This is a genomic window from Scytonema sp. UIC 10036, from assembly GCF_009725235.1.
The window spans coordinates 77,471-101,676 of the sequence record NZ_WJFC01000015.1 but is presented as its reverse complement, the minus strand read 5'-3'; the positions used below and the strand labels follow the sequence as shown (position 1 = coordinate 101,676).

The 24,206-nt window shown below is 39.9% G+C and carries 30 protein-coding genes and 3 pseudogenes; 26 read left to right on the top strand and 7 right to left on the bottom strand.

Translation table 11 applies throughout. The annotated features are described in order from the left end of the window. Positions 1-118 precede the first annotated feature (118 nt). Entirely contained in the window at positions 119-1,507 is a 1,389-nt protein-coding gene (locus tag F7734_RS09790) for a Na+/H+ antiporter NhaC family protein (RefSeq protein ID WP_155744476.1), read from the bottom strand. Positions 1,508-1,567: 60 nt separating this feature from the next. Here F7734_RS09790 and F7734_RS09785 point away from each other — a divergent pair, with 60 nt between their 5' ends. The 5 genes from F7734_RS09785 (at position 1,568) to F7734_RS09765 (ending at position 4,117) form a co-directional block, all read left to right on the top strand. Beyond that, complete coding sequence (locus F7734_RS09785) at positions 1,568-2,473, top strand: LysR family transcriptional regulator (RefSeq protein WP_155744475.1); 906 nt, start codon at positions 1,568-1,570, stop codon at positions 2,471-2,473. A 295-nt stretch (positions 2,474-2,768) separates the two neighbouring features. After that, positions 2,769-2,984, top strand: a complete 216-nt coding sequence (locus tag F7734_RS09780; protein WP_155744474.1) for a hypothetical protein — start codon at positions 2,769-2,771, stop codon at positions 2,982-2,984. Positions 2,985-2,986: 2 nt separating this feature from the next. Continuing rightward, positions 2,987-3,418 carry a PIN domain-containing protein gene (locus F7734_RS09775; RefSeq protein ID WP_155744473.1) on the top strand — a complete coding sequence of 144 codons (432 nt, stop codon included), beginning with the start codon at positions 2,987-2,989 and terminating at the stop codon, positions 3,416-3,418. A gap of 274 nt (positions 3,419-3,692) precedes the next feature. Then, entirely contained in the window at positions 3,693-3,947 is a 255-nt protein-coding gene (locus F7734_RS09770; protein WP_207714061.1) for a hypothetical protein, read from the top strand. Continuing rightward, a complete protein-coding gene (locus F7734_RS09765) occupies positions 3,944-4,117 on the top strand; it encodes a hypothetical protein (protein ID WP_243146778.1) in 174 nt (57 codons plus the stop codon). Before F7734_RS09770 ends, F7734_RS09765 begins: the two co-directional genes overlap by 4 nt. 340 nt (positions 4,118-4,457) lie before the next feature. Here the strand turns inward: F7734_RS09765 and F7734_RS09760 are convergent, their stop codons facing one another. After that, positions 4,458-5,240: a Uma2 family endonuclease gene (locus F7734_RS09760; RefSeq protein ID WP_155744472.1), complete on the bottom strand. Its 783-nt coding sequence runs from the start codon at positions 5,238-5,240 to the stop codon at positions 4,458-4,460. A gap of 237 nt (positions 5,241-5,477) precedes the next feature. Here F7734_RS09760 and F7734_RS65170 point away from each other — a divergent pair, with 237 nt between their 5' ends. The 4 genes and pseudogenes from F7734_RS65170 to F7734_RS09745 all read left to right on the top strand — a co-directional run bounded on the left by F7734_RS65170 (position 5,478) and on the right by F7734_RS09745 (position 7,138). Then, positions 5,478-5,609 carry a hypothetical protein gene (locus tag F7734_RS65170; RefSeq protein WP_279239687.1) on the top strand — a complete coding sequence of 44 codons (132 nt, stop codon included), beginning with the start codon at positions 5,478-5,480 and terminating at the stop codon, positions 5,607-5,609. Between the two features lie 17 nt (positions 5,610-5,626). Continuing rightward, complete coding sequence (locus F7734_RS09755; RefSeq protein WP_243146777.1) at positions 5,627-6,133, top strand: WD40 repeat domain-containing protein; 507 nt, start codon at positions 5,627-5,629, stop codon at positions 6,131-6,133. Positions 6,134-6,450: 317 nt separating this feature from the next. Beyond that, positions 6,451-6,822, top strand: a pseudogene (locus F7734_RS09750) (XisH family protein). Next, a complete protein-coding gene (locus tag F7734_RS09745; protein ID WP_166481827.1) occupies positions 6,815-7,138 on the top strand; it encodes an ATP-binding protein in 324 nt (107 codons plus the stop codon). Before F7734_RS09750 ends, F7734_RS09745 begins: the two are co-directional and overlap by 8 nt. Here the strand turns inward: F7734_RS09745 and F7734_RS09740 are convergent. Together F7734_RS09740 and F7734_RS09735 are read right to left on the bottom strand one after the other, a co-directional pair. Next, positions 7,135-7,491 carry a transcriptional regulator gene (locus F7734_RS09740; protein ID WP_155744471.1) on the bottom strand — a complete coding sequence of 119 codons (357 nt, stop codon included), beginning with the start codon at positions 7,489-7,491 and terminating at the stop codon, positions 7,135-7,137. The genes F7734_RS09745 and F7734_RS09740 overlap by 4 nt on opposite strands. After that, positions 7,488-7,730 carry a type II toxin-antitoxin system RelE/ParE family toxin gene (locus tag F7734_RS09735; RefSeq protein WP_155744470.1) on the bottom strand — a complete coding sequence of 81 codons (243 nt, stop codon included), beginning with the start codon at positions 7,728-7,730 and terminating at the stop codon, positions 7,488-7,490. Before F7734_RS09735 ends, F7734_RS09740 begins: the two co-directional genes overlap by 4 nt. A 275-nt stretch (positions 7,731-8,005) precedes the next feature. On the opposite strand from F7734_RS09735, the pseudogene F7734_RS66025 reads away from it, so the two are divergent. Continuing rightward, positions 8,006-8,071: pseudogene (locus F7734_RS66025) on the top strand (hypothetical protein); the annotation flags it as partial. On the opposite strand, the gene F7734_RS66020 reads toward F7734_RS66025, so the two are convergent. Continuing rightward, positions 8,072-8,911, bottom strand: coding sequence for a DUF1016 N-terminal domain-containing protein (locus tag F7734_RS66020; RefSeq protein ID WP_155744469.1), 840 nt, complete (start codon positions 8,909-8,911; stop codon positions 8,072-8,074). Positions 8,912-8,970: 59 nt separating this feature from the next. Here F7734_RS66020 and F7734_RS60610 point away from each other — a divergent pair, with 59 nt between their 5' ends. The 3 genes from F7734_RS60610 (at position 8,971) to F7734_RS09715 (ending at position 10,214) form a co-directional block, all read left to right on the top strand. After that, positions 8,971-9,231, top strand: coding sequence for a hypothetical protein (locus F7734_RS60610; RefSeq protein ID WP_166481814.1), 261 nt, complete (start codon positions 8,971-8,973; stop codon positions 9,229-9,231). A gap of 427 nt (positions 9,232-9,658) precedes the next feature. Continuing rightward, positions 9,659-9,997, top strand: coding sequence for a hypothetical protein (locus F7734_RS09720; protein WP_155744468.1), 339 nt, complete (start codon positions 9,659-9,661; stop codon positions 9,995-9,997). After that, positions 9,945-10,214, top strand: a complete 270-nt coding sequence (locus F7734_RS09715; protein ID WP_155744467.1) for a hypothetical protein — start codon at positions 9,945-9,947, stop codon at positions 10,212-10,214. The genes F7734_RS09720 and F7734_RS09715 overlap by 53 nt, the downstream gene beginning before the upstream one ends. A 39-nt stretch (positions 10,215-10,253) precedes the next feature. On the opposite strand, the gene F7734_RS09710 is transcribed toward F7734_RS09715, so the two are convergent. After that, positions 10,254-10,520, bottom strand: a complete 267-nt coding sequence (locus tag F7734_RS09710) for a type II toxin-antitoxin system RelE/ParE family toxin (RefSeq protein ID WP_166481825.1) — start codon at positions 10,518-10,520, stop codon at positions 10,254-10,256. After that, the gene (locus tag F7734_RS09705; protein ID WP_155744466.1) at positions 10,513-10,731 is read right to left on the bottom strand and encodes a hypothetical protein; all 219 of its coding nucleotides are present in this window, start codon (positions 10,729-10,731) and stop codon (positions 10,513-10,515) included. The genes F7734_RS09710 and F7734_RS09705 overlap by 8 nt, the downstream gene beginning before the upstream one ends. Before the next feature lie 448 nt (positions 10,732-11,179). On the opposite strand from F7734_RS09705, the gene F7734_RS09700 reads away from it, so the two are divergent. From F7734_RS09700 to F7734_RS09640, 13 genes and pseudogenes are all read left to right on the top strand, one after another. Further along, positions 11,180-11,524 carry a hypothetical protein gene (locus F7734_RS09700; RefSeq protein WP_155744465.1) on the top strand — a complete coding sequence of 115 codons (345 nt, stop codon included), beginning with the start codon at positions 11,180-11,182 and terminating at the stop codon, positions 11,522-11,524. Between the two features lie 297 nt (positions 11,525-11,821). Continuing rightward, positions 11,822-12,094 carry a hypothetical protein gene (locus tag F7734_RS09695; RefSeq protein WP_155744496.1) on the top strand — a complete coding sequence of 91 codons (273 nt, stop codon included), beginning with the start codon at positions 11,822-11,824 and terminating at the stop codon, positions 12,092-12,094. Positions 12,095-12,178: 84 nt separating this feature from the next. Further along, positions 12,179-12,460: a hypothetical protein gene (locus F7734_RS09690; protein WP_155744464.1), complete on the top strand. Its 282-nt coding sequence runs from the start codon at positions 12,179-12,181 to the stop codon at positions 12,458-12,460. A gap of 161 nt (positions 12,461-12,621) precedes the next feature. Next, positions 12,622-13,074 (top strand): chemotaxis protein CheW, encoded by a 453-nt coding sequence (locus F7734_RS09685; protein ID WP_155744463.1) that lies wholly within the window; start codon positions 12,622-12,624, stop codon positions 13,072-13,074. A gap of 60 nt (positions 13,075-13,134) precedes the next feature. Beyond that, on the top strand, positions 13,135-14,382 hold the full coding sequence (locus F7734_RS09680) for a protein-glutamate O-methyltransferase CheR (RefSeq protein WP_155744462.1): 1,248 nt from the start codon (positions 13,135-13,137) through the stop codon (positions 14,380-14,382). Positions 14,383-14,724: 342 nt separating this feature from the next. Then, entirely contained in the window at positions 14,725-16,350 is a 1,626-nt protein-coding gene (locus F7734_RS09675; protein WP_155744461.1) for a methyl-accepting chemotaxis protein, read from the top strand. Between the two features lie 105 nt (positions 16,351-16,455). Beyond that, positions 16,456-17,875: pseudogene (locus F7734_RS09670) on the top strand (methyl-accepting chemotaxis protein). 179 nt (positions 17,876-18,054) lie between these two features. Beyond that, on the top strand, positions 18,055-19,701 hold the full coding sequence (locus tag F7734_RS09665) for a CHASE3 domain-containing protein (RefSeq protein WP_155744460.1): 1,647 nt from the start codon (positions 18,055-18,057) through the stop codon (positions 19,699-19,701). Between the two features lie 107 nt (positions 19,702-19,808). Then, the gene (locus F7734_RS09660; RefSeq protein ID WP_155744459.1) at positions 19,809-20,162 is read left to right on the top strand and encodes a hypothetical protein; all 354 of its coding nucleotides are present in this window, start codon (positions 19,809-19,811) and stop codon (positions 20,160-20,162) included. Beyond that, positions 20,155-20,901, top strand: a complete 747-nt coding sequence (locus tag F7734_RS09655) for a chemotaxis protein CheW (RefSeq protein ID WP_155744458.1) — start codon at positions 20,155-20,157, stop codon at positions 20,899-20,901. Before F7734_RS09660 ends, F7734_RS09655 begins: the two co-directional genes overlap by 8 nt. Continuing rightward, entirely contained in the window at positions 20,898-21,437 is a 540-nt protein-coding gene (locus tag F7734_RS09650; RefSeq protein WP_155744457.1) for an Hpt domain-containing protein, read from the top strand. Before F7734_RS09655 ends, F7734_RS09650 begins: the two co-directional genes overlap by 4 nt. Before the next feature lie 7 nt (positions 21,438-21,444). Beyond that, entirely contained in the window at positions 21,445-23,175 is a 1,731-nt protein-coding gene (locus tag F7734_RS63250; protein ID WP_166481813.1) for a hybrid sensor histidine kinase/response regulator, read from the top strand. Positions 23,176-23,178: 3 nt separating this feature from the next. After that, the gene (locus F7734_RS09640) at positions 23,179-24,183 is read left to right on the top strand and encodes a chemotaxis response regulator protein-glutamate methylesterase (RefSeq protein ID WP_166481824.1); all 1,005 of its coding nucleotides are present in this window, start codon (positions 23,179-23,181) and stop codon (positions 24,181-24,183) included. Positions 24,184-24,206: the final 23 nt, after the last annotated feature.

Sequence of the window (24,206 nt, the reverse complement as noted above, 5' to 3'; positions counted from 1 at the left end):
ATCAACCGCCAAAACGCCAAAAGCACCAAAAAAAGAAACAGTTAAAATTGCTATATATCTGCGTCTATCTCCTACAGGCTGCGGTTAAATATTCATTTTTTTGACTTCTGCAAAAAATCTATTCAAACTTGCTTAACATCCTCAACTCAACCAACTTAAACCCAATCCAATTAAAAACTGGAATCAAATACAAATAAACCGCATAAGGAATAAATCCCGAATCAGTCATTAAAACAGTCGCCGGAACTAAACCAGCAATATTCCAAGGAACAAGAGGCGCAAGCACAACAGCAGTATTCTCAATGTCGATCGCGAGTTGATAATGACTCACTTTTTCCTGCTCGTACTTATCTTTCATAAGTTGATAAGTCATGAGAATAGCAAGTGTTTGAGTACAACCAAAAGCAGCAGATATCAACCCAACTGTAATGGTGCTGAGAAATAAGCCACTTTTGGAAGAAATTCTTCTGAAGATTTTTTCTACAGATGCTAGAGTCTTTGTCCAAACGATAATTCCTACAAGAAATGTGGAAATAACAACGACTACTGAAACTCTCAGCATTGATAAAATGCCTCCACCAGTTAAAGCTTCAGCAAGCTGACTTTGCGAATCTAAATGAAATCCAACGACAACAAATTGCAACATTTGCAGCCAAGAATAATTTTGAACAAAGATTCCTAGAAAGAATGCGATCGCAATACTAATTCCCAGCGTAACTTTCACATCTATCTTCAACAGACAAAGGAAGAAAACAGCAAGAGCGGGACATAAGACTAGCAAGTTGATATCAAAGATTTGAGGAATTTCTGCCAGTAAATTATGACTTGTAGCTTGAATGGGATTGCCAAGCGAAAGAAAAAAGTAAACTATGGTAGAAGCGATGAATGGAAACCAAGCAGTCGTCATAAGATATGCGAGGTTTCTATATAGATTGGTTTTGGTAAGACTAGCAATTAAATGAGCGCTAGAAGACATGGGGGAACATCTGTCTCCAAAATAGCCTCCTGCAATAATAGCTCCAGCAATTATGTGAGGATCGATGTTTCCTCCTTTTGCCATAATCATTAGTGCGACACCGACAGTGCTGACAGTTCCAAAGGAGGTACCTAGAAGTACGGAAATAATGCAGGTGAGAAGAAAGGCTGAAAGAATAAAGTATTGAGGATTGATGAATTGAGTCCCATAATAAACCAATGCTGGAATTGTTCCAGATGCCATCCAAATTGATGTGATAACTCCTATAAGTAATAAAATTGTGATGATAGAAAAAGCTTTTTGACTGCTGACATAACCCATTTGTAACAGGCTGGCGAAAGGAAAGCCTTGGTAAGTAAAAGTAACCAGCAGTATGACTAAAGATAGACCGAGAGAATAAGCAACAAAGTATCCTTTAGTCACGCTAAACAATAAAATCACAAAGCAAAGCGTGAGAGAAAATAATGAAGACATTGTTTGAATTTCTTTACCTATAAGAAACAGTTTATTTATGACTGAATTGTAAAACAAACGATCCCGTCGATACCTTCTATCGATAAAATCGATAGATAGAAAGTTTTTTTGACTTTGATGGACAAAATCAACGGCTGTAATCTAAAAATCTCTCAGCTGCGTGCTCTGGTGGCTGTTGGCGATCGCAAGAGTTTTAGCGAAGCGGCTTTGGAGTTGGGTTTATCTCAATCAACGGTGAGTTATGCGATCGCGACTTTAGAAGAAGAATTAGGAGTTGTCCTCGTGTTGCGAGGGCGTCACGGTGCGACGTTAACGCCGATAGGAAAGGAAATTTTTGAGGAAGCACGACAAATTTTGCGTTTGTTGGGGAACGTTTTAGAAAAAGCCGAACGAGAAAAAGGATTGCAAAGCGGACAAGTGCGAGTGGCTTGCGTTCGGAGTATTGCAACTCATGTGCTCCCAAAAGTGATTGCTCGTTTTCGCGAGAAGTATCCCGCGTTGGGTGTTGTCATCACCGAATATGACAGGTATGCGGAAGTAGAACAAGCATTACAAGAAGGTACAGCAGAAGTTGGTTTTACTTTGCTTCCAACAGGAAAAGAGTTTGATGCTTGGGAATTATTTCGAGATGAGTTTGTTGCGCTGCTGTCACCAGGATTGCTTGCTTCTGATGTACCGCTCAGTTGGGAACAGTTAGCAGAGTATCCAATGATTGTCAATCTGCGGAGTCCACAACACAACAAAGTCATCCAAGAGCATTTTTTACGATTTGGTCAAACGCTGAAAGTCGATCGCAAAGTCAGGGAAGATTCAACTGTTTTGAGTATGGTGAAGCAGGGATTGGGGGCGACTGTCATGGCTCGACTCACCGCTGAACCTATACCAGAAGAGATACAGGTTAGGAGTTTGCCAGTTCCTTTAGAGCGTATTATTGGAGTTATTATTCTGGCTGATGCCATATTACCAAAGGGAGTCTTTGCTTTTTTGGATGTTCTCAAACAAGTATGGGTAACGAAATTGTAAATTTTTTTAATGAACCGCAGAGGCGCAGAGAACACAGAGGGAAGAAAGAGGAGGTTTTACAAATGACTGATGAGTAATATTGAGTAAGTATCAGGAGTGTGTTCACGTAGTACCGACCGATCCATTGCCCAGATGAAACAATTGTTAAGAGTCTGTAGACGCTGCATCAGCTTGTCATGCTTACATCGCTCAAATCAGTCATACCTTCCGTAAGCTTTGCTAACGCGACAATCCTTTTACTGAAGACTAAGATGGGCTAATATTGAGTTGTATTGGTACACAAGAGAGTTTAAAGATGTTAAATGCGGTAGAGTTTCAAGCAAAAATTCAAAACGGTTTAATTCAGATCCCCGATCGGTATAAACAAGAACTTGGTGAAGAAGATGAGATTAAAGTAATTGTTTTGGTGAAGAAAAAAACACTACTCAAAAAGGATATAATTGATGAATTGACTGAGAAACCTGTTCAAGTAACTGGTATACTTAGCCGTGAAGAAATCTATAATCGCTAATTATGATTGCTGTTGCGTCTTTCATCGATACAAATGTTTGGCTCTATCGTTTGTTTGAAGACCAAAAAATAGAAGCAGCAGAAAGAAACAGAAAGCGTTATATTGCTATTTCAATTACCTCAGTTCAAGGAATAATAATTAGTACACAAGTTGTCAATGAGGTGTGTGCTAATCTACTGAAAAAAGCAGCCTTTAACGAAGAGCAAATTAAATCTGTCATTCAGTCACTGTATAGTCGCTGCACTGTGGTAGAGTTCAGCATGAATACTTTTGAATATGCATCGGATATCCGCAGTCAATATAATTTTTCTTTTTGGGATAGTTTAATTGTTGCTTGTGCCCTGGGGGCAGATGCTAGTATTCTCTATTCAGAAGATATGCAAGATGGGTTAGTAGTAGCTGGTAAATTAAAGATCGTGAATCCATTCAAATGAAAGTAGAGACATTAGCCTCATATCAGAACTCCTCTCAACTTTAGTATCAATAGTATTTTGGGTACACACAATACTAAAGACTTTGCAAAAGCTCTGTCTTAAAGCGATCGCATTACTGAGGATATTTTCATGACGTATATCCCTCCAAAAACCCGGCTCTTGCGTACTTAGCGTGCTAAAATTGTAGAAAAATAAGCTTAAAACTATTGCTGGGCTTAGCTTACAGCTATTATTAGTTTCAAAATGTTACTCCTTGTTAAAATTGAAATTATAAGTGCCTGTAAGCCTTGTAAATACAAGCATACTTGTAGATTTTAATGAAAATTTAGCACGCTATGTACGAAAGAACCCAACTCACAACGAAATTCTTATTACCCGAAATGGGATGCCTATTGCCCGTATAGTTTCCTTGACGATAAATTCTGATTCTGATGTACCACACAATTATCCACTGCGCGGAATGCCAATAACAATCTCTGAAGATTTTGACGAAGCCATGCCAGAACTGTGGGATGCACTGTCTCAATGATTTTATTAGATACCCACGTGTGGCTTTGGTTACTGCACGAACCCAACCAATTATCTAGTCAAGCACAAACTATAATTAATGCAGAAGAACTACAAAATGGTTTATTAGTATCGGCGATTTCGGTATGGGAACCTGGAGAAACTAGACCAGTCAAACAGAAGTACAACTGATATTTGATACGGAACGCGATCGCTATCAAGTTTTGAATATTGCTTGGCAAGATTTAACAAGCTTAAGTTGGATGTTCATAATTTTTATTGATTGTGGATTGGCTTTGTACCTCTATTATGGTGCAACAACTATATATTATCTAACCCCATTTTTTGTAACTCGAAGAGAGCGGACAGCGTGAATCTTTTGGTGCGTTGCAAGGCATTTTAATCTCAAATTTTATTTTCTCGATTTAGGTAGGAATCCTCAATAATTGCTGAAAGTAGATGCTGTATAAGGTATACTAGTTACCTTTTACCAAAAAAACGGTTTTTATTTGGTGAAAGACTGAATTTTTCACTACAACAGTGCATCTGGATCTACACCTAAGGCACGTAATTGTTCCCGCAAACGAGCATTTTCTTGTTCTACTGTTTGTGTACGTTGACGTTCAACTTCGGCGCGTTGACGTTCAACTTCAGCGCGTTGACGTTCAACTTCGGCGCGTTCATCGCCTGTGGGCAATAAATTACCAACTGAATCCCACCACCGTAGCCAAGGTATCTCTTCTTTGGTAATAAAACTCCCTTGCCAAATACCTAACTCTACACCCATTGGCGCAATTGGGTAATGTCCTCTACTATTGGGACTCATCTTTTCATATCGTCCACCAACTAATTGATAAACTTCTACTGACGCTTTTTTGACTTCATAAATCCCGTAGTAAGATGCATGGATGACATTTTCATAGATCCAAAACTTACCCTCATAGGGGGTTTTGTCCCGTTCTTCTTCGCCATCACCACTGACGAATTCTAGAACAATTCTCGGTGCAATCAGTTCTTTCCACAGAACATAAGAACGTCGCAGTTCACCGTTAAGAGTCGGTGGGACATTTGGCACATAAAACCAGTCTGGTGCTTCTGCACCCCTTTCTGGTGGTTCGGTTAACCGCCAGTAGATCCCGCTGTCTTGCCCAATGCAGTATTGTCCATCTGAATGCAGCTCTTGCAAACGCGGAAGGATCGAGTCGGTGAGTAAAATACTCTGGGGATGCTCTTGGAAATTTTTCACAAACGTACCATCTGAATCTGGTAACTGGGTGTGATCTGGTAGGGTTAGGTTTTTGGCTTCGATAACCATCTGATTACCTCACTGCTATGAGGGCGCAAATCTAGTGTAGCTAAAGACTTGATTTGCTGTAGATAATGTATAATTTAGCCTAAGTAAAGCGGAGCTTCTATATAATTTACTCATGTCTCTCAGTGGTGCTGTTGTCTTTACTTATTAACAGCGATTAGCCGTGAGAGCTTTTTTTACCCAATTGCCGACTTTTTAAACATCCTCTAAGATGCATCTACTCCGTTCTAGGTGAAGTTGATGAAACAAAACAGACGAAGCCGAGGTGTTATCCTCACTCTCAAAGGCTGGGATAAACTTCAAGGAGCTAAAACTAAAGCCGTCGTGAGCGATAAGCTGGGTACAGCTTGCGCTTCGCGATCGCACCATTAGTTGGAGAGCAAACAGGAGTGCGAAGTCTGCAACTGAGGGGATTAAATCCTACCGAGGGACAACAGTTATTCCAGCAAAAAGGACAATTTGCAGGTACAGAACGAGAATGGCAGGTACTTATCGAGCATTATGGGGGCAATCCCTTAGCACTGAAGATGGTGGCGGCTGGAACCCAAGAGCTTTTTAACGGTAAGATTGCCTCGGTTGTGGAGTATGTAGAACAGGGGATATCGATTTTTGAAGACATTGGCGACTTGTTAGAATGCCAGTTCAACCGTTTGTCAGTGGTGGAAGAGGAAGTCATGTATTGGCTGGCAATGAATCGAGAGCTAGTATCTCTCGTCGAGTTAGCTAAGGATATAGTGACATCTGCTTTTGATAAGTCTGCCTTTGCTGCAACTTTTAAGAGTGTTCTCTCAGTTGCCTTGAGTCCAGATGGAAAACTATTGGCTACAGGTGATATTGATGGGCAAATTCGCTTGTGGCAAGTAGTAGATGGGAAAAACTTGTTGATATTTAAGTAGCATCTGGAACCCAAGAGCTTTTTAATAGATAAAAGTTCGTTGCAATTTGCTTTTGCTGCTTTTGGGTTGGCGTTGTGTCTCGCCAGCGACAGACTTGACATAAATGTTAAATTAAAGCAAGGAGGTTAGAACCTGGAGAAACTAGACCAATCAGTGAGCTATGGAATAGAAAGGATGCTCTGGCTAAATTTGACACGCCAACGGGTATTGCGATCGCTAGCGACAAAATTATCCACTACGGGGAATGCCAATGTACACTAGTGCGATCGCGAATCAATATAGACTGGCTATAATCAGATTGGAATTAAAATTTATTCATGTCAGCTAAAGACTTATTTCATAATACAGTTAGAACAGCCCTTGATAAAGATGGGTGGACAATTACTGATGAACAACTATTTATTCAAGTTGAAGATATTGATTTTTACATAGACTTAGCAGCCGAGAGAATTTTAGCTGCTGAAAAAACTGGTCAAAAAATAGCAGTAGAGATAAAATCTTTTTTAGGAGCTTCGGATGTGACTGAGTTTCACCTTGCACTCGGTTAATTTCTAAACTACCGTTCAGCATTGAGATTGATAGAACCAGATCGGACTCTGTATTTAGCAGTTCCGGAAGATGTTTACGATGAGTTTTTTAGGTGTAGGTTTATTCAAAGAGCGATTGAAGAACATCAAATAAATTATTAATGCACTTGATGAAGTTAATGTTAGTCGCACATCTGAAGCTATTAAGGAAAATCCCAGTCAGATTACCATTCGCACGGAAATCAAAGATTCACAGTGGATCTCTATTGCGATTATAGACAACGGTTTGGGAATGACCCAACAGGTAAAAAACCGTATTTTCTATCCCTTTTTTACCACTAAGCCCGTGGGTAAAGGAACAGGTTTGGGTATGGCAATCAGCTATCCAATTATTGAAAAACATGGTGGCAAACTAGAGTGCTTCTCCACCATTGGCAAAGGAACTGAGTTTATTATTCTACTCCCTATCAAGTTCTAGCTATGCTGCGGTTCATTTTCTGGAAAACTATTGTCATCTTTTGAAGCAAGAGCAATTTGATAACCTAGTGCATCAAGAAATTCGATTAAAGTGTAAATTTGTGCTCCACCAGTTTCTGCAAGAATTTTATCAAGTTTTTCATAATGCTGTTTTGCAGTTTCTGAAAGATTATTTGCTTGTAGACGCGCCTCCATCACATTGTTGAGAGCGGCACGCAGCAATTTTGGGTCGTAGCCTTCTTCATCTAATTCCAGCATCACTGCAATATAAGCAGCAGCGTGTTCTGTGTCTTTGAGAGATGAAATCAAGTATTCTCTGTAACTACTACTTGTTGCTGCTTTCACTTCTTTCATAATTTCTCCAGGGCGTGCTTAGCTTTAAGAATGTCTTGTTCTTGAGTACTTTTATCGCCACCACATAGCAAGAGTACGATTGCTGAACCTATTTGACCAAAATAGAGGCGATATCCAGAACCGTAGTTAATTTTAAATTCACAAACTCCCTCTCCAACAGAGCGATAGTTACCCAAATTCCCGACTGCAACCTGCTCAAGCCTCTTCTCTATTTTGACTCTGGTTTTGAGATCTCGCAGGGAATCTAGCCATTCGGCGAAAGGTTCTTTTTCGTCTGGTGTCCGATAATTCCTATGCCGAGTTAGCTAAGGATATAGTGACATCTGCTTCTGGGCGTCAATTACCCCTAGCGAATCGCCTTTATCAACTCCATCAAAGTTTGCGAGGGTTCAGATTCCCAAGTTTTCCCAAAAGTCGAGAATCCTGCATCACAATTGTTTGTATTGAATTCAATTGAAGACTACTATGATTGAGACAACCCGAACATTCACTCCCGATTGGGTATTTTCTCCCGGTGATATATACCATTGCTGACGCCTTAGAAGAGCGTGATTGGACGCAAGCACAATTAGCAGAGCGTTTAGGCTACACTACCAAACATATCAGTTTGCTCATCAATGGCAAAGCACTGCAGAAATTCTTGCAGATGATTAATTAAAGCTTCTTCGAGGTCAGATTCTGAATAAGTAACTCGTTCTTCTAACCTTAAAAATTCCAAAACATAAGGGTCGCGTAAAATATTTTTAGGACTTTCTATAATTTGTCCTTCATTTGCAAGTGCCAAAACAGCTTGTTTATCTTTAGATAACCCGACCCTTTCGTAAAGCATACTGTTCATTTGGCGCTTTAATTCTCGTTTAGACCAGTTACTTTTGATGCATTCTAATTCATAAAAAGCTCGTTTAGTAGTATTGTTAATACGAGTTAATTCGAGTATGTGCGTCCATGATAGAGTAGAAAATAAACGCTGATAATAATTGCTATCTTGCCAACTCAGTGAGGGGTTTTGTAATTCACGATTTTGAAGGGCTGGAAATAAGTTCTGCGGAACTAATTCAAATTCGGCAGCCAGTGGCTGCCGAATTTTAAGCATACTCAATGATATACTAAGAACGGGTAAAAAAGCGGATATATTTTCATCTTTTGCTAAAGCCGGGTAAGCCAGCGCAAATTGGCGAAAATTTTTCAAGTTACGTTCAGATAATCCTTCAATTTTTCTACTTTTTAAATCCTCAGCCATATTTTTAATGAGTTGCGTGCCGTAAGCTGCTCTATCCACCCCGTTTTGCTCGTACTCAATAATATAGGCACCTATAAACCAGTTACGAATAGTCAGAGTTTTGTTAATTGCTCGTTCAACCGTAGTTAAAGTTGAATTATTAATATTACTGATATCGTTGATGAGTTCTTCGTATTTCACCCTAATTCCTTCACAGCCACAACAACAGACAATAAATTCTAATATTTAGTCACCGAAACATGGGTATAACTTCCAGAACATTTAAAATTTCCCTTTTTTCCCTTGGTTCTCGTAATTGTTCCTTCTCTAGTTTAACTGCTTCTGGTTTGGAAGCATTGCAAGCGCTAAATCGGTTCATTCCTGATGTGCTGGCATTATTACCATTTGTGCCGATTTTGCGAGGAGGAGCAGAAGCATCAGTCGTACAACAAGCGTTACAGCAACTGCGAGCTGATGAGCAACGTACAGCAGTTAGAACCATTGTTAGCATTTTTTGCTAGTTTTGTACTAGACATGCCGTTAGTGCAACTTTACATGGCTGTTTGCGATTGCCAGAATCTAAGCGGAGAGAGTCTCTTTGGAATTATATTCATGAATCGGTCTTAAATTTACCAGTTTTTGATTACGATTTAAAGGCGGCACAATGGCACGCAAATTTTGTTGCTGCGAGCAAAAATTTCAGAGATATTGCGGTCTAAATTTAACATTTTATGGATGTCTTAAAATAGGATTTTTAGAAAAATGACACACAAGCAGCAATAAATTCTAACATATAGTTCTAGGCTTAAGAATACTGGCTAAACTTGATGCTCTGACAGAATAGAACTTATAACTCGATAATGCAAACACTAAATGTGGGAGATTGCTTAAGAGCGATTCCGGCGATTTATAGTAGACTGACTAATTACCATTCCAAGTTATGAATTCATGAGCGGAATTAGTCGTCAAATTACCTTAGACTATAGGCATGTTGCCAAACATCTTCAAGATACACCGCAAATGCAAAGACTCTTAAACAGAGGAATTGCCGCTCATGTATTTAAAGATGAGGCTACCATGAATCGAGTTGCCCAAGCCATAATAGAAAATGGAGAATTTACTGGAATTATTCGGGAATATGAGCGCTATGGAATGTTCTTTGATGAACCAGTTGGTTATAGAATTAGTCCAGACGGTAGCCGTATCCCGCTTTACTATGGTGAGATAAAAGTCAATGCACACGACCAATACCACGTCATCCCCCGCACAAGACCCAGTGAAGAATGACTGGGAGTTTGCAGAAGTATGGGTAGATCCTATGCTGTCACCTCCTTACATTCTTCTACTACTAAGTAACATTAACGGGAACTATAGGATTTACGACCCGGCTCAAGGTTATAAAATTGTGTTTTCAAGCAATAGTTATGATGAAGCACAGCTTTGGTTACTAGAAGATGAGTATGAACCAATACAAGGTCGGCTATTAGCATCAGAATTAGCTTGACTAAATGACTGCCAAGCTTCTGCTGTCAGTGTTGCCGTCTTACTCGTCGCGGTAAACCTCTTTATGATGCCCTACTCTCACAACATTGATTAGTAACACATCATCAAAAATATCGTATAAAACTCGGTAACTACCAACTCGAATTCGATAACCATTGTCCGAATCTTCTAGCTTAACAACCCCGTTAGGACGGGGATTATCAGCTAGCTCATCAATTTTTGTTTGTATCCTTGTTCGTACTTTTATAGGTAGTTTTTTAAGTTGTTTAGATGCAGCGTTAGAAAATTCAATTTTATATTTATTCACTGGCTAATTCTCGTTTAATTTCTTCCCAGGGAATAGTGCCATTTTTCTTAATATCTTCCCGTCCTTCGTGTAAAGCTTTAATATCCTCTAGGTCTTCTGCTTTACGAATGTCTAAAAGTTCTATGACATCCTCTAAAGTATCTTCATAAGCTTGTTCTAAACGCTCATAGATAGCTTTTATTAAAGCTTGTTTTCTCGTTGGAGTTTCCATTTTTACCTCTATTAATTATTAGAAGTTACTTTCTTTACGCCGTTGTTTGACCGTGTTATGTAGTTATTGATGCTGCATCTCGATTTTTTGTTGTTGCCAGCAAAAATTTTAGAGATATTACGTTCTAAGTTTAACATTTTATGGATGTCTTAAAGTAGGATTTTTAGAAAAATGATACACTAGCAGCAAGAAATTATAACATATAGTTCTATTTATTCCTGTCCACTTACTTACTATAGGCTAGCACCATAAATTTTACTGTACCAGCCTATCCTGTAGGATTTTAACTTAATAAATGCCCAACTTGCGTAGACGCTCTGCATCTTTTCGCTAGACATCGCTTGATTTAAACCTATCACCAGAAGTGGGAATATGAGCGCTATGGAATGTTCTGTGATGAACCTTTGAGCGAATTGGCAATCATTTGAACATTTGCTCCAACTAAAAAATGTATTTAGGAACCGAATGTGGTGATTCGGAACAATCGTTACAACTGACTCGGCAAGCATTTGAGAACGAGCAGGCAGCAGCAGCGTTAATTGCCAATCAGTTAGACGCCGAACCAACACGCTCAGTTTTGCATCGAAGTGCCGCAACTCTTGCTGTTAATTGTGGTGAGTTGCAAGCAGCAGAACGTTTAATCGCTACAGCTTTATCTGGAAACCCACCGACTGAAATAGCCGAAGAATTAAAAGATTTGTTTATTCAAATTAATTTACGTCCTTATTTACAACGTCATGGCATAAGTATTGATAACGAACAAATTAATGCGTTAATTTTAAAGAATGCATGATAATGGTACATACTATTATTCCTGATTACTTACGAGCGGTCTAAATTATCTTCTATATCTGCTTGAAATTCTGTGATTTTAAAATCCTCTTCTGTTGATGGTGTGTTGCCAGAAAACATACCAAACCGCATTATTTGCTTTTCTAGGTGAGCTTTTTTTGACTCTCAAAAAGTGACAATTACAGGCCACTCTCTAGAGATAGAATGGGTAGAGAACCAGCAGGCTGCTGCAATACCACTCAAACACCTCCGTGTTAAAATCAAGCAGGCGGTAGAAGAAATGTTGGAACTTGTGTATATGTCTTACCCTCAACTAAGTGACGAAGAAATTATCCAACGCGGTAAAGAACTATACGAGAAGCAGATTCGTCCCCAAGTTGAGACAACAGAGAATATTGGTAAACTCATCTCCATCAATGTTGAAACGGGTGAATATGAGATAGGCGACGATCTGCTAGTGACAAGCCGTCGTTTGCAAGCTAAACAGGCTGATGCAGCAATTTGGGCAGAAAGAATTGGCTATGATGCCGTGTATGCGGTTGGTGGTTCATTAGTTAGGACTATAAAATGATACACGGAATGGCGATCGGACTGCAGACAAGAATGAGTGTTCTTGTTTTTTCAGAAGGAAATTCATATGTAGAAATCGAGTTCGTTGTCGATACAGGTTTTGAAGGTTTCCTCACCTTACCACTTACCACCCAATATGGTTGCAGAACTTAGCTTGCCCTACATTGCTAAGATTCAAGCAAATCTTGCCGATAACTCCAAGGTGGCGACAAATGCTTATGCCATAAGAATTCTATGGAACGGTGTTGAGCGTGATGTTGTGGTGCTGGCGATGAGTCCATCGCAGTTAAATGTACTTTTTAGGGCTTCCAAGGCGATCGCTCGATCAACTATGTTTCTTCTATTGGAGAAGAACACTTACCAATAATTGTCGTTTCTGATACTACGCCGTTCAGCGAACATTTAAACAATTAGAAAAATTGTCTGGTGATTTGCACCCAACCCCATTTTCAAGTATTTTCTCTATTTATCAACCTTACAGGATTGAGTTAAACTGCGTTCACTCAATCCATATTACAAGGTCTATAGATGTTATTTCTATTACTTAATATTGATAATCAACTTTATGCGATCGCAAGTCAACAGGTTGTAGAAGTCCTCTCCCTGGTTATTCTCAAAACTCTACCCCATACACCCAAATACGTTGCTGGTGTTTTTAATTACCGAGGTAGTGTTGTACCAGTACTTGACCTATGCCAGTTAATGCACGATCGCCCATGCTGCGAGCATTTTAGTACTCGCATCGTACTGATTAACCACTGTGGATGCGATCGCAATGAAACTTCAAAATCAGAAATGCCTCATCTAGTGGGTTTAATAGCAGAAAGAGTTGTAGAAACGTTGCAAACCTCTGAAACCGAGATGGTCGATCCAAACATTGAGGTAGATGCAGCCCCGTACTTGGGCAAAATAATCCTAAACGCACAACGCATGATTCAGTGCATCCGTCCAGAATACCTAACAGTGACCGGTAATCAGTGACCACTAACAACTAACAACTAACAACTAACCACTAACAACTAACCACTAACCACTAACCTAATGCCACAATCTGTCATCGAAAGTTTACTGAAACAAAAAATTGGTTTAGACGCAAACTCAATTGGTTCAAGCACGATCGCTAGAGCCATTTATCAAAGAATGGCAGATTGCGAAATATCTACTATGGCTGGTTACTTGGGGCTTTTGCAGGAATCACCTCAAGAATGGGAAGCTTTGGTTGAGTCCATCATTATCCCTGAAACTTGGTTTTTTAGAGAACGAGAATCATTTAATTATCTTAAGAATTACATATTGTCTGAGTGGTTGACAAATAACCCCAATCGTGTATTGCGAATTCTGAGCGTTCCATGCTCAACAGGGGAAGAACCTTATTCTATTGCGATCGCATTACTAGAAGCCGGGTTAACAGCTGCCAACTTTCGTATTGACGCTATAGACATCAGCAAAAAAAGCTTACAAGTTGCCCAACAAGCAATTTACAGTCAATACTCATTTCGCGGTACAAACACTTTTTTTCAAGAGCAGTATTTCCAACTCACAGAAACTGGATATCAACTGTGCCAACAGGTGATATCTACGGTCAATTTTATGCAAGGCAACCTTGCAGATGCTCATTTTTTAACTGCTACGCCCGCCTACGATATTGTCTTTTGCCGCAATCTCTTAATTTACTTCGATCGAGCCACAAAAGAGCAAACCATTGGAGTTCTAGAAAGATTGCTAACCCAGAAAGGCTTGCTATTTGTAGGGCATGGCGAAGCAGGATGGTTACTCAATACTAAATTCATTCCTATTTGCCAACCAATGGTATTTGCTTACCGAAAGTCTGGGAATCCTCATACTTCATTAAAATCCAACCATTCTAAAACCGTTGTCAAAAAACACCGTCCTAGCTACAAAACTTCTCTCAAATCATCCATAACCCACAACAAACAATTAGTTGCCGACGTAGAAAAATTAAAACTCTTCAACCAGCCAAAAGAAGATTTACTAGAAACAGCAAGAACTTTAGCAGATCGAGGCTGCTTTCAAGAAGCCACTCAACAGTGCAACAACTACCTCAAACAAAACCCTAGTAGTGCCAAAGCCTATGTTCTACTAGGACAAATACAGCAAGCAACAGGACAAGAAGAACAAGCCGCACAACAGTTTAAAAAAGCAATATACCTGCAACCAGATTGTGAAGAAGCATTAATTCATTTGGCATTACTGAGGGAACACCAAGGAGATGGAACCAGCGCCAATCTTTTATTGCAACGAATCCAGAGATTGCGGAAGAAGAAATAGAGATTAGAGATTGTTTTCCCAGTTTCCAGTTCCCAATCCATATAAATTTTAATATGCAAACTGTTAATCACATTTGCTATTGGGGAATTCTAGCAAATGAGGGTATTACGCCACCTTCCAACATCAAAAATTGTAGCTTATATTACCTATAGAAAATAGGTTGTAAGTAGCTCAAATAAATTAAACGTAAGATACTTGTAGGTTCGTAGTTGCGTTTTAGCGCATGCATTCCGACTGCAAATATTTTATCTTTTATAAGTTGAAACTTCTATCTAAACCATCTCCAAACCATCTGCTATAGGCTACCGCTTTCAAAAAATCTAAAATCTGAGGACAAGATAAATGTTTACCAACTGGAAAATCAAAGACTTAGTGATACTTGGTTTTTCCATCCCTACAATTTTAATTTTGGGATTCAGCATAATAGTCTACTTCACCGCCAATCAATCAGCAGACACCTTTAAAAAGGTCAACAGATCGCAAACTATCATTGATGGAAAACAACTTATGACTCAAGCTATTTTAAATATGGATAGACGAATACGACGGTACTTTATTGACACAAAAATCAATCAAGATGCTTTAGAGCTATATACAAGTGAGCAAAAGATTTTTCAGGAAAATTTTTCTCTTATATATAATACAGTTCAAGATCTAGAACAACGAGCTAGACTAGATGAAATGTATAAAATTTATAAAAAATATGATATATTTATTCAAGAAAATATCAAATTAAATGAAACAAAAAACAAAAAAGAACTTGTTGTCTTTTTTAGCGGTGGTAAAGAACATATAGAAAACTTTATTCAGATTAGTAAGGATTTTGATACGCGAGAAAAAGATATTTTAAACAAAAGTATTTCCTTGACCAATCAATCGATAAACTTCATGAGTTTATCGGCTATCATCTCTTCCGTATTATGTTTAATAGTAGCCATTTTAGCAAGTTTTTTTATTGCCCAATTTTTAGGAATCAGAATTGCCAAGGCAGTAAAAGCAGCAGAGCAAATTTCTGTTGGAGATTTAACCTACTCTGTCGTTGATGTTGAATCAAACAGTAATAACGAGATTGGAATACTATTAAAATCTTTCCAAATTATGACTCAAAACCTGAATGCCCTAATTCGTCAAGTACAACAATCTGGTATTGGGGTCACAACTTCAGCCACTCAAATTGCTGCTTCAGGTAAACAATTAGAAGCTACCATGACCGAACAAGTTGCTTCCACTAACGAAGTGGCAGCCACTGCTAAAGAAATATCTGCCACTTCCAGGGAACTGGTCAAAACTATGGAAGAATTGGCAGTCATGTCACAAGCCACAACAACGTCAACCAGTAGCAGTCAAAAAGATTTACTCCGTATGGAAACCACCATGCGTCAGTTAGGAGAAGCCACCAATACCATTGCTTCAAGACTGGGTACGATTAGTGAAAAAGCAAACAATATTAATAATATTGTGGTGACGATTACTAAAGTAGCAGACCAAACCAATTTGCTGTCCTTAAATGCAGCCATTGAAGCAGAAAAAGCCGGAGAGTATGGTTTGGGGTTTGCGGTGGTTGCGAGAGAGATTAGACGTTTGGCAGACCAAACAGCTGTCGCCACCTTAGAAATTGAAAAAATGGTCAAGCAAATGCAGTCTTCTGTATCATCTGGTGTGATGGAGATGGACAAATTTACTAAAGAAGTGGAACAAAGCGTAGAGGATGTTGCTAGTATCAGCAGACAGATGACACAAATTATCGATCAAGTGCAGGAACTGACACCGAGATTTGAAGTGGTTAACTCTGGAATGGAAGCACAATCTCAAGGGGCGCAACAAATCAGCGATGCCATGGTGCAGTTGAGCAATACCTCAACCCAAACAACGGATTCTTTGCGCGAAATTAACAATGCCATCAATCAACTCAATCAAGTTGCCCAAGGGCTTCGCCATGAAATGTCTCGTTTTAAAGTCACGGTTTGAAGTAGGTAGAAGGCAGAAGATAAATGCCCTTTTTTCCTCTCTCGTTCCTAGCTTATGGCTAGGAATGCAGACTGGCGATTTATTCAAAATAATATGGTATAAAATATGCGACAAGGAATGGGAATTAATCAATTTTTATTGGGTGGCTGTGGAGTCATAGTTGTTTTAACGGCGATCGCTAGTTTTGTGTCTAAATCAACGGATAATTCTTTAGTCGAATCTACCAACGTAGTTATTCATACTTATTCGATTAAATCACAATTAAGAGATTTAGAAAAACCTTTAGTGGATGCTGAAACAGGACAAAGGGGATTTATCATCACAAATGAAGAAGCACATTTCCAACCTTACAATAATGCCAAACAAAAATTAGACGATGAGTTTTTACGGTTAAAAAATGAAATTCTTCAATATCCAGAAAAAGTTAAATTGCTGGTAGATGTTGAAAATTTATCTCAACGAAGATTAAATAGCTTAGAAAATACGATCGCTCTTAAGAAAGCTGGTAAAGATAAAGAAGCCTCTGATACAGTTCTTTACGCTCGAGGCAAAAGAATCATGGATGAAATCAGAAATAAGTTAGGTGAAATGATTTCATTAGAAGATAAAGCTTTAAGAAAGCAGCAGGAGAACGTAGAAAACTTAAGAGCTTTTAGTAACTTAGTCACTTGGAGCGGTTTTCTGTGTATTATCATTACCGTTATAGTTGTTTCACTAGCCATTATTTTTATTCCCAGTCGTGCATTAAGCCGTTCTTTAGAAAACGCTTTTTCTTAGGGAATTGGTTAAAACCATGGAAGAATTAGCACTCATGTCGCAAGCTACAACCGCAGCAACCAGCAGCAGCCAAAAAGATTTGCTCCGCATGGAAACCACCATGCGTCAGTTAGGAGAAGCAACTCATATCATTGCCTCTCGCCTTGGAGTTATTAGTGAAAAGGCAAATAATATTAACAATATTGTGGTAACAATTACGAAAGTAGCAGACCAAACTAATCTGCTGTCCTTAAATGCAGCCATTGAAGCAGAAAAAGCCGGAGAGTACGGTTTGGGATTTGCAGTAGTTGCGAGAGAGATTCGACGTTTGGCAGACCAAATAGCTGTCGCTAACTTGGAAATTGAAAAAATGGTCAAGCAAATGCAATCCTCTGTATCATCTGGTGTGATGGAGATGGATAAATTTGCAAAATAAGTCGGTCAGGGAGTGGAAGATGTTGCCAATATTAGCGGGCAAATGGCACACATTATTGAGCAACTGCAAGAACTGACACCGAGATTTGAAGTGGTTAACTCTGGAATGGAAGCACAATCTCAAGGGGCGCAACAAATCAGCGATGCTATGGTGCAGTTAAGTAGTACCTCAATCCAAACAACAGATTCTTTGCGCGAAATCAATAATGCCATTACTCAACTCAATCAAGTTGCCCAAGGATTGCGTCAGGAGATAACGCGCTTCAAAGTTAACACAGATAAGACGGAATCTGGTCTTCCAACCTCTTATGAACGAATTGAAAATTTGACTTGATATTGGGAAGACTATATGTAAGTAAGTTGGTAAGAAAAAACCAAACTATGTAACGAAAAGTAAAATCTTTGTATTTGTTTGTAGTAGCGCTTTAGCGCATGCATCGTAACTACAAACTTGTAATCATTATTGGCAACCACTTACTTAATATACAAACAATAGTCAAACAGAACAAATATATGCGACAGGGTATTAAAATTAATCAATTTGTTATAGGTGGCTGCGGAATCATCGTTATTTTAACAGCTATTGCTAGTTCTGTTTCAAAAGCCACAAATGATTCCTTAATCGCATCATCCAGTTCGTTACTGTTAACTCATTCTCTGAAAACTCAATTAAAAGAGATTGAAAAAAATTTAGTTGATGCAGAAACAGGACAGCGCGGTTTTATTATTACAAACAAAGAAGAGTATTTAGAGCCTTATAAAAAAGCTAAAAATCAATTGCGCAACTCTTATTTAGAATTAAAATCTAAACTGAGCGATCGCACTTTACAACAAAAAAACATTGATGAAATTGAAGCTTTATCACAGCAAAAGTTAAGTGAATTAGAAGAGACAATCAATTTAAAAAAAGCCAATCGAGAACAAGAAGCTTTAAATTTGATTCTTTCAGATCGCGGCAAAAAGATTATGGATGCCATCAGACAAAAGCTAGATGAGTTGACTCAATTAGAAAACCAGGAAATAGAAAAGCAACAAAAAAAAGCAAACCAAGCACAATCCTTTGTGAATTTTGTAACTTGGTTAACTTTTATTTGTATTGTAAGCACTGTATTGGTTGTGTCACTAGCCACAATTTTGATTCCCAGTCGAGCGTTAAGTCTTTCCTTACAGAATGCGTTTACTTTAGCAGAAAAGGTTTCTAACGGAGATTTAACAAGTCAGGTTGAAGTATCTTCTAACGATGTAATTGGTAAATTAATGGTTGTACTTAAAAATATGACACAAAACTTGAACTCTTTAGTTTGTCAAGTACAGCGCTCGGCTGTTCAAGTCACAACCTCAGCCACTCAAATTGCTGCTTCAGGTAAACAATTAGAAGCTACCATGACCGAACAAGTTGCTTCTACTAACGAAGTGGCAGCCACTGCTAAAGAAATAGCTGTCACTTCCAAGGAACTAGTTAAAACTATGGAAGAAGTGGCACTCATGTCACAAGGGACTACAACAGCAGCCAATACCAGTCAAAAAGATTTACTCCGTATGGAAACAACCATGCGCCAATTGGGAGAAGCAACTCATATCATTGCCTCTCGCCTTGGAGTTATTAGTGAAAAGGCAAATAATATCAACAATATTGTGGTGACGATTACCAAAGTAGCAGACCAAACGAATCTGCTATCGTTAAATGCTGCCATTGAGGCTGAAAAGGCAGGAGAGTATGGTTTGGGGTTTGCGGTAGTCGCGAGAGAGATTCGACGTTTGGCAGACCAAACAGCTGTCGCCACCTTAGAAATTGAAAAAATGGTTAAGCAAATGCAATCCTCTGTCTCATCTGGTGTGATGGAGATGGATAAATTTGCAAAAGAAGTCGGTCAGGGAGTAGAAGATGTTGCCAATATTAGCGGACAAATGGCACAAATTATTGAGCAAGTGCAAGAATTGACACCGAGATTTGAAGTGGTTAACTCTGGAATGGAAGCCCAATGTCAAGGAGCGCAACAAATCAGCGATGCCATGGTACAGTTGAGCAGCACCTCAATCCAAACAAGCGATTCTTTGCGCGAAATTAATAACGTTATCAGCCAACTCAACCAAGTTGCCTTTGGATTGCATCAGGAGATGAGCAACTTCAAAGTCAAGACCGAAAATGTTTCCGTGTAGTTTTTTCTGTAACTAGTTAATATTCTTGCTTGAACTGGGAACCATAACTTATCAGCATCACCCATTCAGTTTTTTGACTTAATTTTCTAGGAGGTGTCATAAATCCAATGCTAAAAAACATGAGCTTTCAATGGCGACTCATGAGTTCTTTTTCATTTATGGGTTTCCTGGTATTAATCGTTGCTCTAACGGGATGGAACGGAAATTCTCGATTGTCAAACCATATCAACACTTTAGCAACTAACAATCTATTAAGTCTCGATAGTTTGTGGAAAATTAAAGAAGGACAAACTCAAATTGAATCCGCACAGCGAATTTTATTCAATTCAGAACTGACCTTAAAACAAAGGCAAGATATTTTGGCATTGCTCACCCTACGTACTACGTACTCTGTACAGACGCGCTGTTTGAAGCGTCTCTACTCCCCAATCCCTAGTCTCCAGTTCCTCCTCTATGAGTAATTCTACTGCCCTATCAGATTCAGATATTGATTTTTGTTGGAACATTATCGGTGTTGCAGGAGATTGTACCTGTCCAAAGCTCACTGCTTTTAGCCACTGTCGGAATTGTCCTGTTTACTCTGCTACCGGGCGTCATTTATTAGAACGTTCGATTCCTGAAAACTATCGGAGCGAACGAACTCAGTTATTGGCTGAATCGAGAACAGAGACTGAGAACAAACCAGAGATATTCTCAGAACAAAGTTATCTTCCTTCTTATGCTTTATTAGCTACAGAAACTCTCACAGTTGTTATCTTTCGCTTGCAACGCGAATGGTTGGCACTCCCATCTCAAGTCTTTAAAGAAACAACTCCACCTAGCGTGATTCATACAATACCCTATCGTAGCAACCAAATTTTGCGGGGCTTGGTGAGTATTCGAGGTGAATTGCAATTGTGTATTTCTTTAACCCATTTGTTGAATCTGGAGATGGCTGATACCCCTCCTCAAGCTTTAAGCCCTGTGGTTTATTCGCGTATGGTTGTGGTGGAAAAAGCAGGCAGTGGTGTTTGGGTATTTGCTGTTGATGAATTGTATGGGCTACATCGATGTCATCAAGATGAATTGCTCGGTACTCCTAAAGGTACGCAAGCAACTCATACCTATACCAAAGGATTGTTAAAGTGGCGCGATCGCAGTGTCAGCTATTTGGATGACGAATTGCTGTTCCATACTCTCAGCAAAAGGGTGATGCCATGAAAGAGGAATCTGATGTTAATAATCTTTCCTTGCTAGATTTATTTTGCATGGAAGTTAAGGCTCAAGTTGCCGTCATGAATAATTGCTTGTTGGCACTTGAGGGTAAACCAAAGCCCAAAGAAGAACTCACAGCCTTAATGCGGGCTGCTCATTCCATTAAGGGCGCTGCCAGAATTGTTCATGTTGATGCAGCCGTAACCCTTGCTCATATTATGGAAGACTGCTTTGCCGCAGCTCAAGCAGAAAAAATTACCCTCACAACGGCTGACGTTGATATTTTACTGCAAGGAGTAGATATACTCTTGCATATAGCGGATGTTTGTGCAGCAAATCCCAACGAGCAACCAGCAGAAGATACCAAAATGCGATCGCTCGTCACAGCGATCGCCAACATCCAAACCTCTCCTACACCCCATCTCCCTCTCCCCCATTGCCCCCCAACCCCAGAGGGGACCCCAAAGCCCCCCAAAGCCCCCCAACCCAGAGGGGACCCCAAAGCCCCCCATCTCCCCCTCCTCTCCTCCTCCCACCTCTAACCAAGGAGTGCGAGTTGGTCCAGACAATCTCAATCGCTTAATGGGGCTAGCAGGAGAATCCTTGGTTGAGGCAAAGTGGTTGGAACCATTTGCTGATTCTTTTCTACAGCTAAAAGCAGGTCATACAGAGCTATCGGACTCGTTGGAGAAGTTACAAGAATTATTAGCAAACCGTCATTTAGAGCGGCAGATTGACGAGCAATTGACAGCAGTTCGTCAAAAAGCCAGCGAATACCAACAGCTATTGAGCGATCGCTACAGCGAACTAGAGTTATTTTCTCAACGTTCGACCAACCTTGCAGATCGGCTCTATCGAGAAGTCATTGCCACTCGAATGTGTCCGTTTTCTGAAGGTGGGCAAGGCTTTCCCCGAATGATCCGCGATATAGCCAAGCAATTAAGTAAAAAAGTCAAGCTTGAAATAGTTGGTAAATCCACCTTAGTCGATCGAGACATTCTCGAACGCTTGGAAGCACCCCTCACCCACATGCTCAGGAACGCACTCGATCATGGCATTGAGTTACCTGAAGAACGTTTAGCCGCCCTTAAGCCTGAAGAAGCAACCATTCGGATTGAAGTTGCTCATCGTGCTGGAATGCTCTTTATCTCCGTATCAGATGATGGTCGGGGAATAGATGTAGAGTTTTTGCGGCAAGAAGTCATTAGAAAGCAACTGACAAATACAGAAATGGCTGCTCGACTGAGCGAAGTTGAGTTAATGGAATTCCTATTTTTACCTGGATTCTCCACAGCCAAAACTGTCACGGAAATTTCGGGACGGGGAGTTGGGCTAAACGTAGTTCATAATATGGTGCGGGAAGTGGGCGGAACTGTGCGGGCTGTTTCTCAACCGGGGCAGGGAATGTCTTTTTATATGCAATTACCATTAACACTATCAGTCATTCGCGCCCTACTTGTGGAAATTGCAGGCGAACCCTATGCTTTTCCACTATCACGTATCGAACGCGTTGTCAGCCTTTTTAAGTCTGAAATTGCAGTTTCAGAAAATCGTCCATTTTTTATGATGAACGATCGCCCAATTGAATTGATCTCAGCACATCAAATCCTAGAGTTACCACCGCCTAGTGCCAATTCAGAAATACTCAGTGCTATTGTGGTAGGCGATCGCGCAAATTGCTACGGACTGGTTATAGATCGATATTTGGGAGAACGCAGTTTGGTTGTCAGACCGTTAGATTCCCGCTTGGGTAAAGTCCCTAATGTCAGTGCAGCTGCTTTGATGGATAATGGTTGTCCCGTGTTGATTGTTGATGTTGAAGACTTGGTACGTTCTATTGCGAAAGTCTTCGCTAGCGGGCAAACTAGCCAAGTGAACCAGTCTACTCATCAAACAACCAGCAAAACATACAAGCACATTTTAGTAGTAGATGATTCCATTACCGTGCGCGAAATGGAGCGCAAACTCTTAGAAAATAATGGTTACAAAGTAGAAGTGGCAGTCAATGGAGTAGATGGTTGGAACGCTATACGCGGAGGAAATTACGATTTGGTCGTTACAGATATTGATATGCCCCGAATGAATGGCTTTGAACTGACAAGCCAAATTAAAAGTCACGCCAAGTTAAAGCATACACCCGTGATTATTGTTTCTTATAAAGATAGAGAAGAAGACCGACTTCAAGGATTGGAAGCAGGGGCAGATTACTACCTTACCAAAAGTAGTTTTCATGATGATACCTTGATACAGTCTGTGATTGACTTGATTGGAGAGGCTTAACCCGTGAGAATTGCCATTGTTAACGATGCGCTTATTGCAGTAGAGGCACTGCGACAAGCGATCGCCATGCATCCGGATTATGAGGTAGCATGGGTTGCTTTTGATGGTGTTGAAGCTGTTACAAAATGTAGCGTAGATACTCCAGACTTAATTTTGATGGATGTACTCATGCCAAATATGGATGGAGTGGAAGCCACGCAGCTCATCATGAATCAATCTCCTTGTGCCATTCTCATGGTAACCGCCAGTGTCAATCGTTACGCTACCAAGGTTTTTGAAGCAATGGGCTACGGAGCATTAGATGCCATCAATACCCCTACTATAAGTTACGGTCAGCAAACAATTGATGGGACTGGGCTACTTAAAAAAATTGCGACCATCTCCAGATTGATTGGTAAAAGTTCGCACCATCATCTACAAACCAGCCAACAAAACAAGCCCTTAATTGTTGTGGGGTCTTCTACGGGAGGTCCTCAAGCATTAGCGACGATTCTGTCTCAATTCCCCAAAGGTTTTCAGGCGGCGTTTATTGTTGTTCAGCATATTGATGCCGAGTTTGCTCCAGGTTTAGCGGCTTGGTTAGACGAGCAAATTCCCATGCCCGTACAGCTTGCCGTCCCCGGTTCCTTACCACAGATGGGTATAGTTCTCATAGCTGGTAAAAATCATCATCTTATCATGCGTCCTGACATGACTCTTGCTTATGACAGGCAACCACTGGATAGTTTTTATCATCCATCCGTTGATGTTTTCTTTAAAAGTGTCACCCATTATTGGACTGGTTATGGAATAGGGGTGCTGTTAACGGGTATGGGGCGGGATGGCGCTCAAGGCTTAAAACTCTTGCGAGATAAAGGTTGGCATACTATTGCCCAAAATCAACAAACCTCAGTTGTCTATGGTATGCCCAAAGCTGCCGTGGAATTGGGAGCCGCAGTGGAAATTTTACCTGTGGATGCGATCGCGAATGCTTGTAAAAGGCATTTACAAAGAAAGGATGAAAAATAAAATTTAAGTAAAAAATTATACAT

Bases quoted from the DNA above. Each gene is read 5' to 3' on its own strand.
- F7734_RS09785 (WP_155744475.1), top strand. From the start codon at position 1,568: ATGGACAAAATCAACGGCTGTAATCTAAAAATCTCTCAGCTGCGTGCT.
- F7734_RS09780 (WP_155744474.1), top strand. From the start codon at position 2,769: ATGTTAAATGCGGTAGAGTTTCAAGCAAAAATTCAAAACGGTTTAATT.
- F7734_RS09775 (WP_155744473.1), top strand. From the start codon at position 2,987: ATGATTGCTGTTGCGTCTTTCATCGATACAAATGTTTGGCTCTATCGT.
- F7734_RS09765 (WP_243146778.1), top strand. From the start codon at position 3,944: ATGATTTTATTAGATACCCACGTGTGGCTTTGGTTACTGCACGAACCC.
- F7734_RS09760 (WP_155744472.1), bottom strand. From the start codon at position 5,240: ATGGTTATCGAAGCCAAAAACCTAACCCTACCAGATCACACCCAGTTA.
- F7734_RS65170 (WP_279239687.1), top strand. From the start codon at position 5,478: ATGAAACAAAACAGACGAAGCCGAGGTGTTATCCTCACTCTCAAAGGC.
- F7734_RS09740 (WP_155744471.1), bottom strand. From the start codon at position 7,491: ATGAAAGAAGTGAAAGCAGCAACAAGTAGTAGTTACAGAGAATACTTG.
- F7734_RS60610 (WP_166481814.1), top strand. From the start codon at position 8,971: ATGGGTATAACTTCCAGAACATTTAAAATTTCCCTTTTTTCCCTTGGT.
- F7734_RS09720 (WP_155744468.1), top strand. From the start codon at position 9,659: ATGAGCGGAATTAGTCGTCAAATTACCTTAGACTATAGGCATGTTGCC.
- F7734_RS09715 (WP_155744467.1), top strand. From the start codon at position 9,945: ATGCACACGACCAATACCACGTCATCCCCCGCACAAGACCCAGTGAAG.
- F7734_RS09705 (WP_155744466.1), bottom strand. From the start codon at position 10,731: ATGGAAACTCCAACGAGAAAACAAGCTTTAATAAAAGCTATCTATGAG.
- F7734_RS09700 (WP_155744465.1), top strand. From the start codon at position 11,180: ATGTATTTAGGAACCGAATGTGGTGATTCGGAACAATCGTTACAACTG.
- F7734_RS09695 (WP_155744496.1), top strand. From the start codon at position 11,822: ATGTCTTACCCTCAACTAAGTGACGAAGAAATTATCCAACGCGGTAAA.
- F7734_RS09685 (WP_155744463.1), top strand. From the start codon at position 12,622: ATGTTATTTCTATTACTTAATATTGATAATCAACTTTATGCGATCGCA.
- F7734_RS09680 (WP_155744462.1), top strand. From the start codon at position 13,135: ATGCCACAATCTGTCATCGAAAGTTTACTGAAACAAAAAATTGGTTTA.
- F7734_RS09675 (WP_155744461.1), top strand. From the start codon at position 14,725: ATGTTTACCAACTGGAAAATCAAAGACTTAGTGATACTTGGTTTTTCC.
- F7734_RS09665 (WP_155744460.1), top strand. From the start codon at position 18,055: ATGCGACAGGGTATTAAAATTAATCAATTTGTTATAGGTGGCTGCGGA.
- F7734_RS09660 (WP_155744459.1), top strand. From the start codon at position 19,809: ATGCTAAAAAACATGAGCTTTCAATGGCGACTCATGAGTTCTTTTTCA.
- F7734_RS09655 (WP_155744458.1), top strand. From the start codon at position 20,155: ATGAGTAATTCTACTGCCCTATCAGATTCAGATATTGATTTTTGTTGG.
- F7734_RS09650 (WP_155744457.1), top strand. From the start codon at position 20,898: ATGAAAGAGGAATCTGATGTTAATAATCTTTCCTTGCTAGATTTATTT.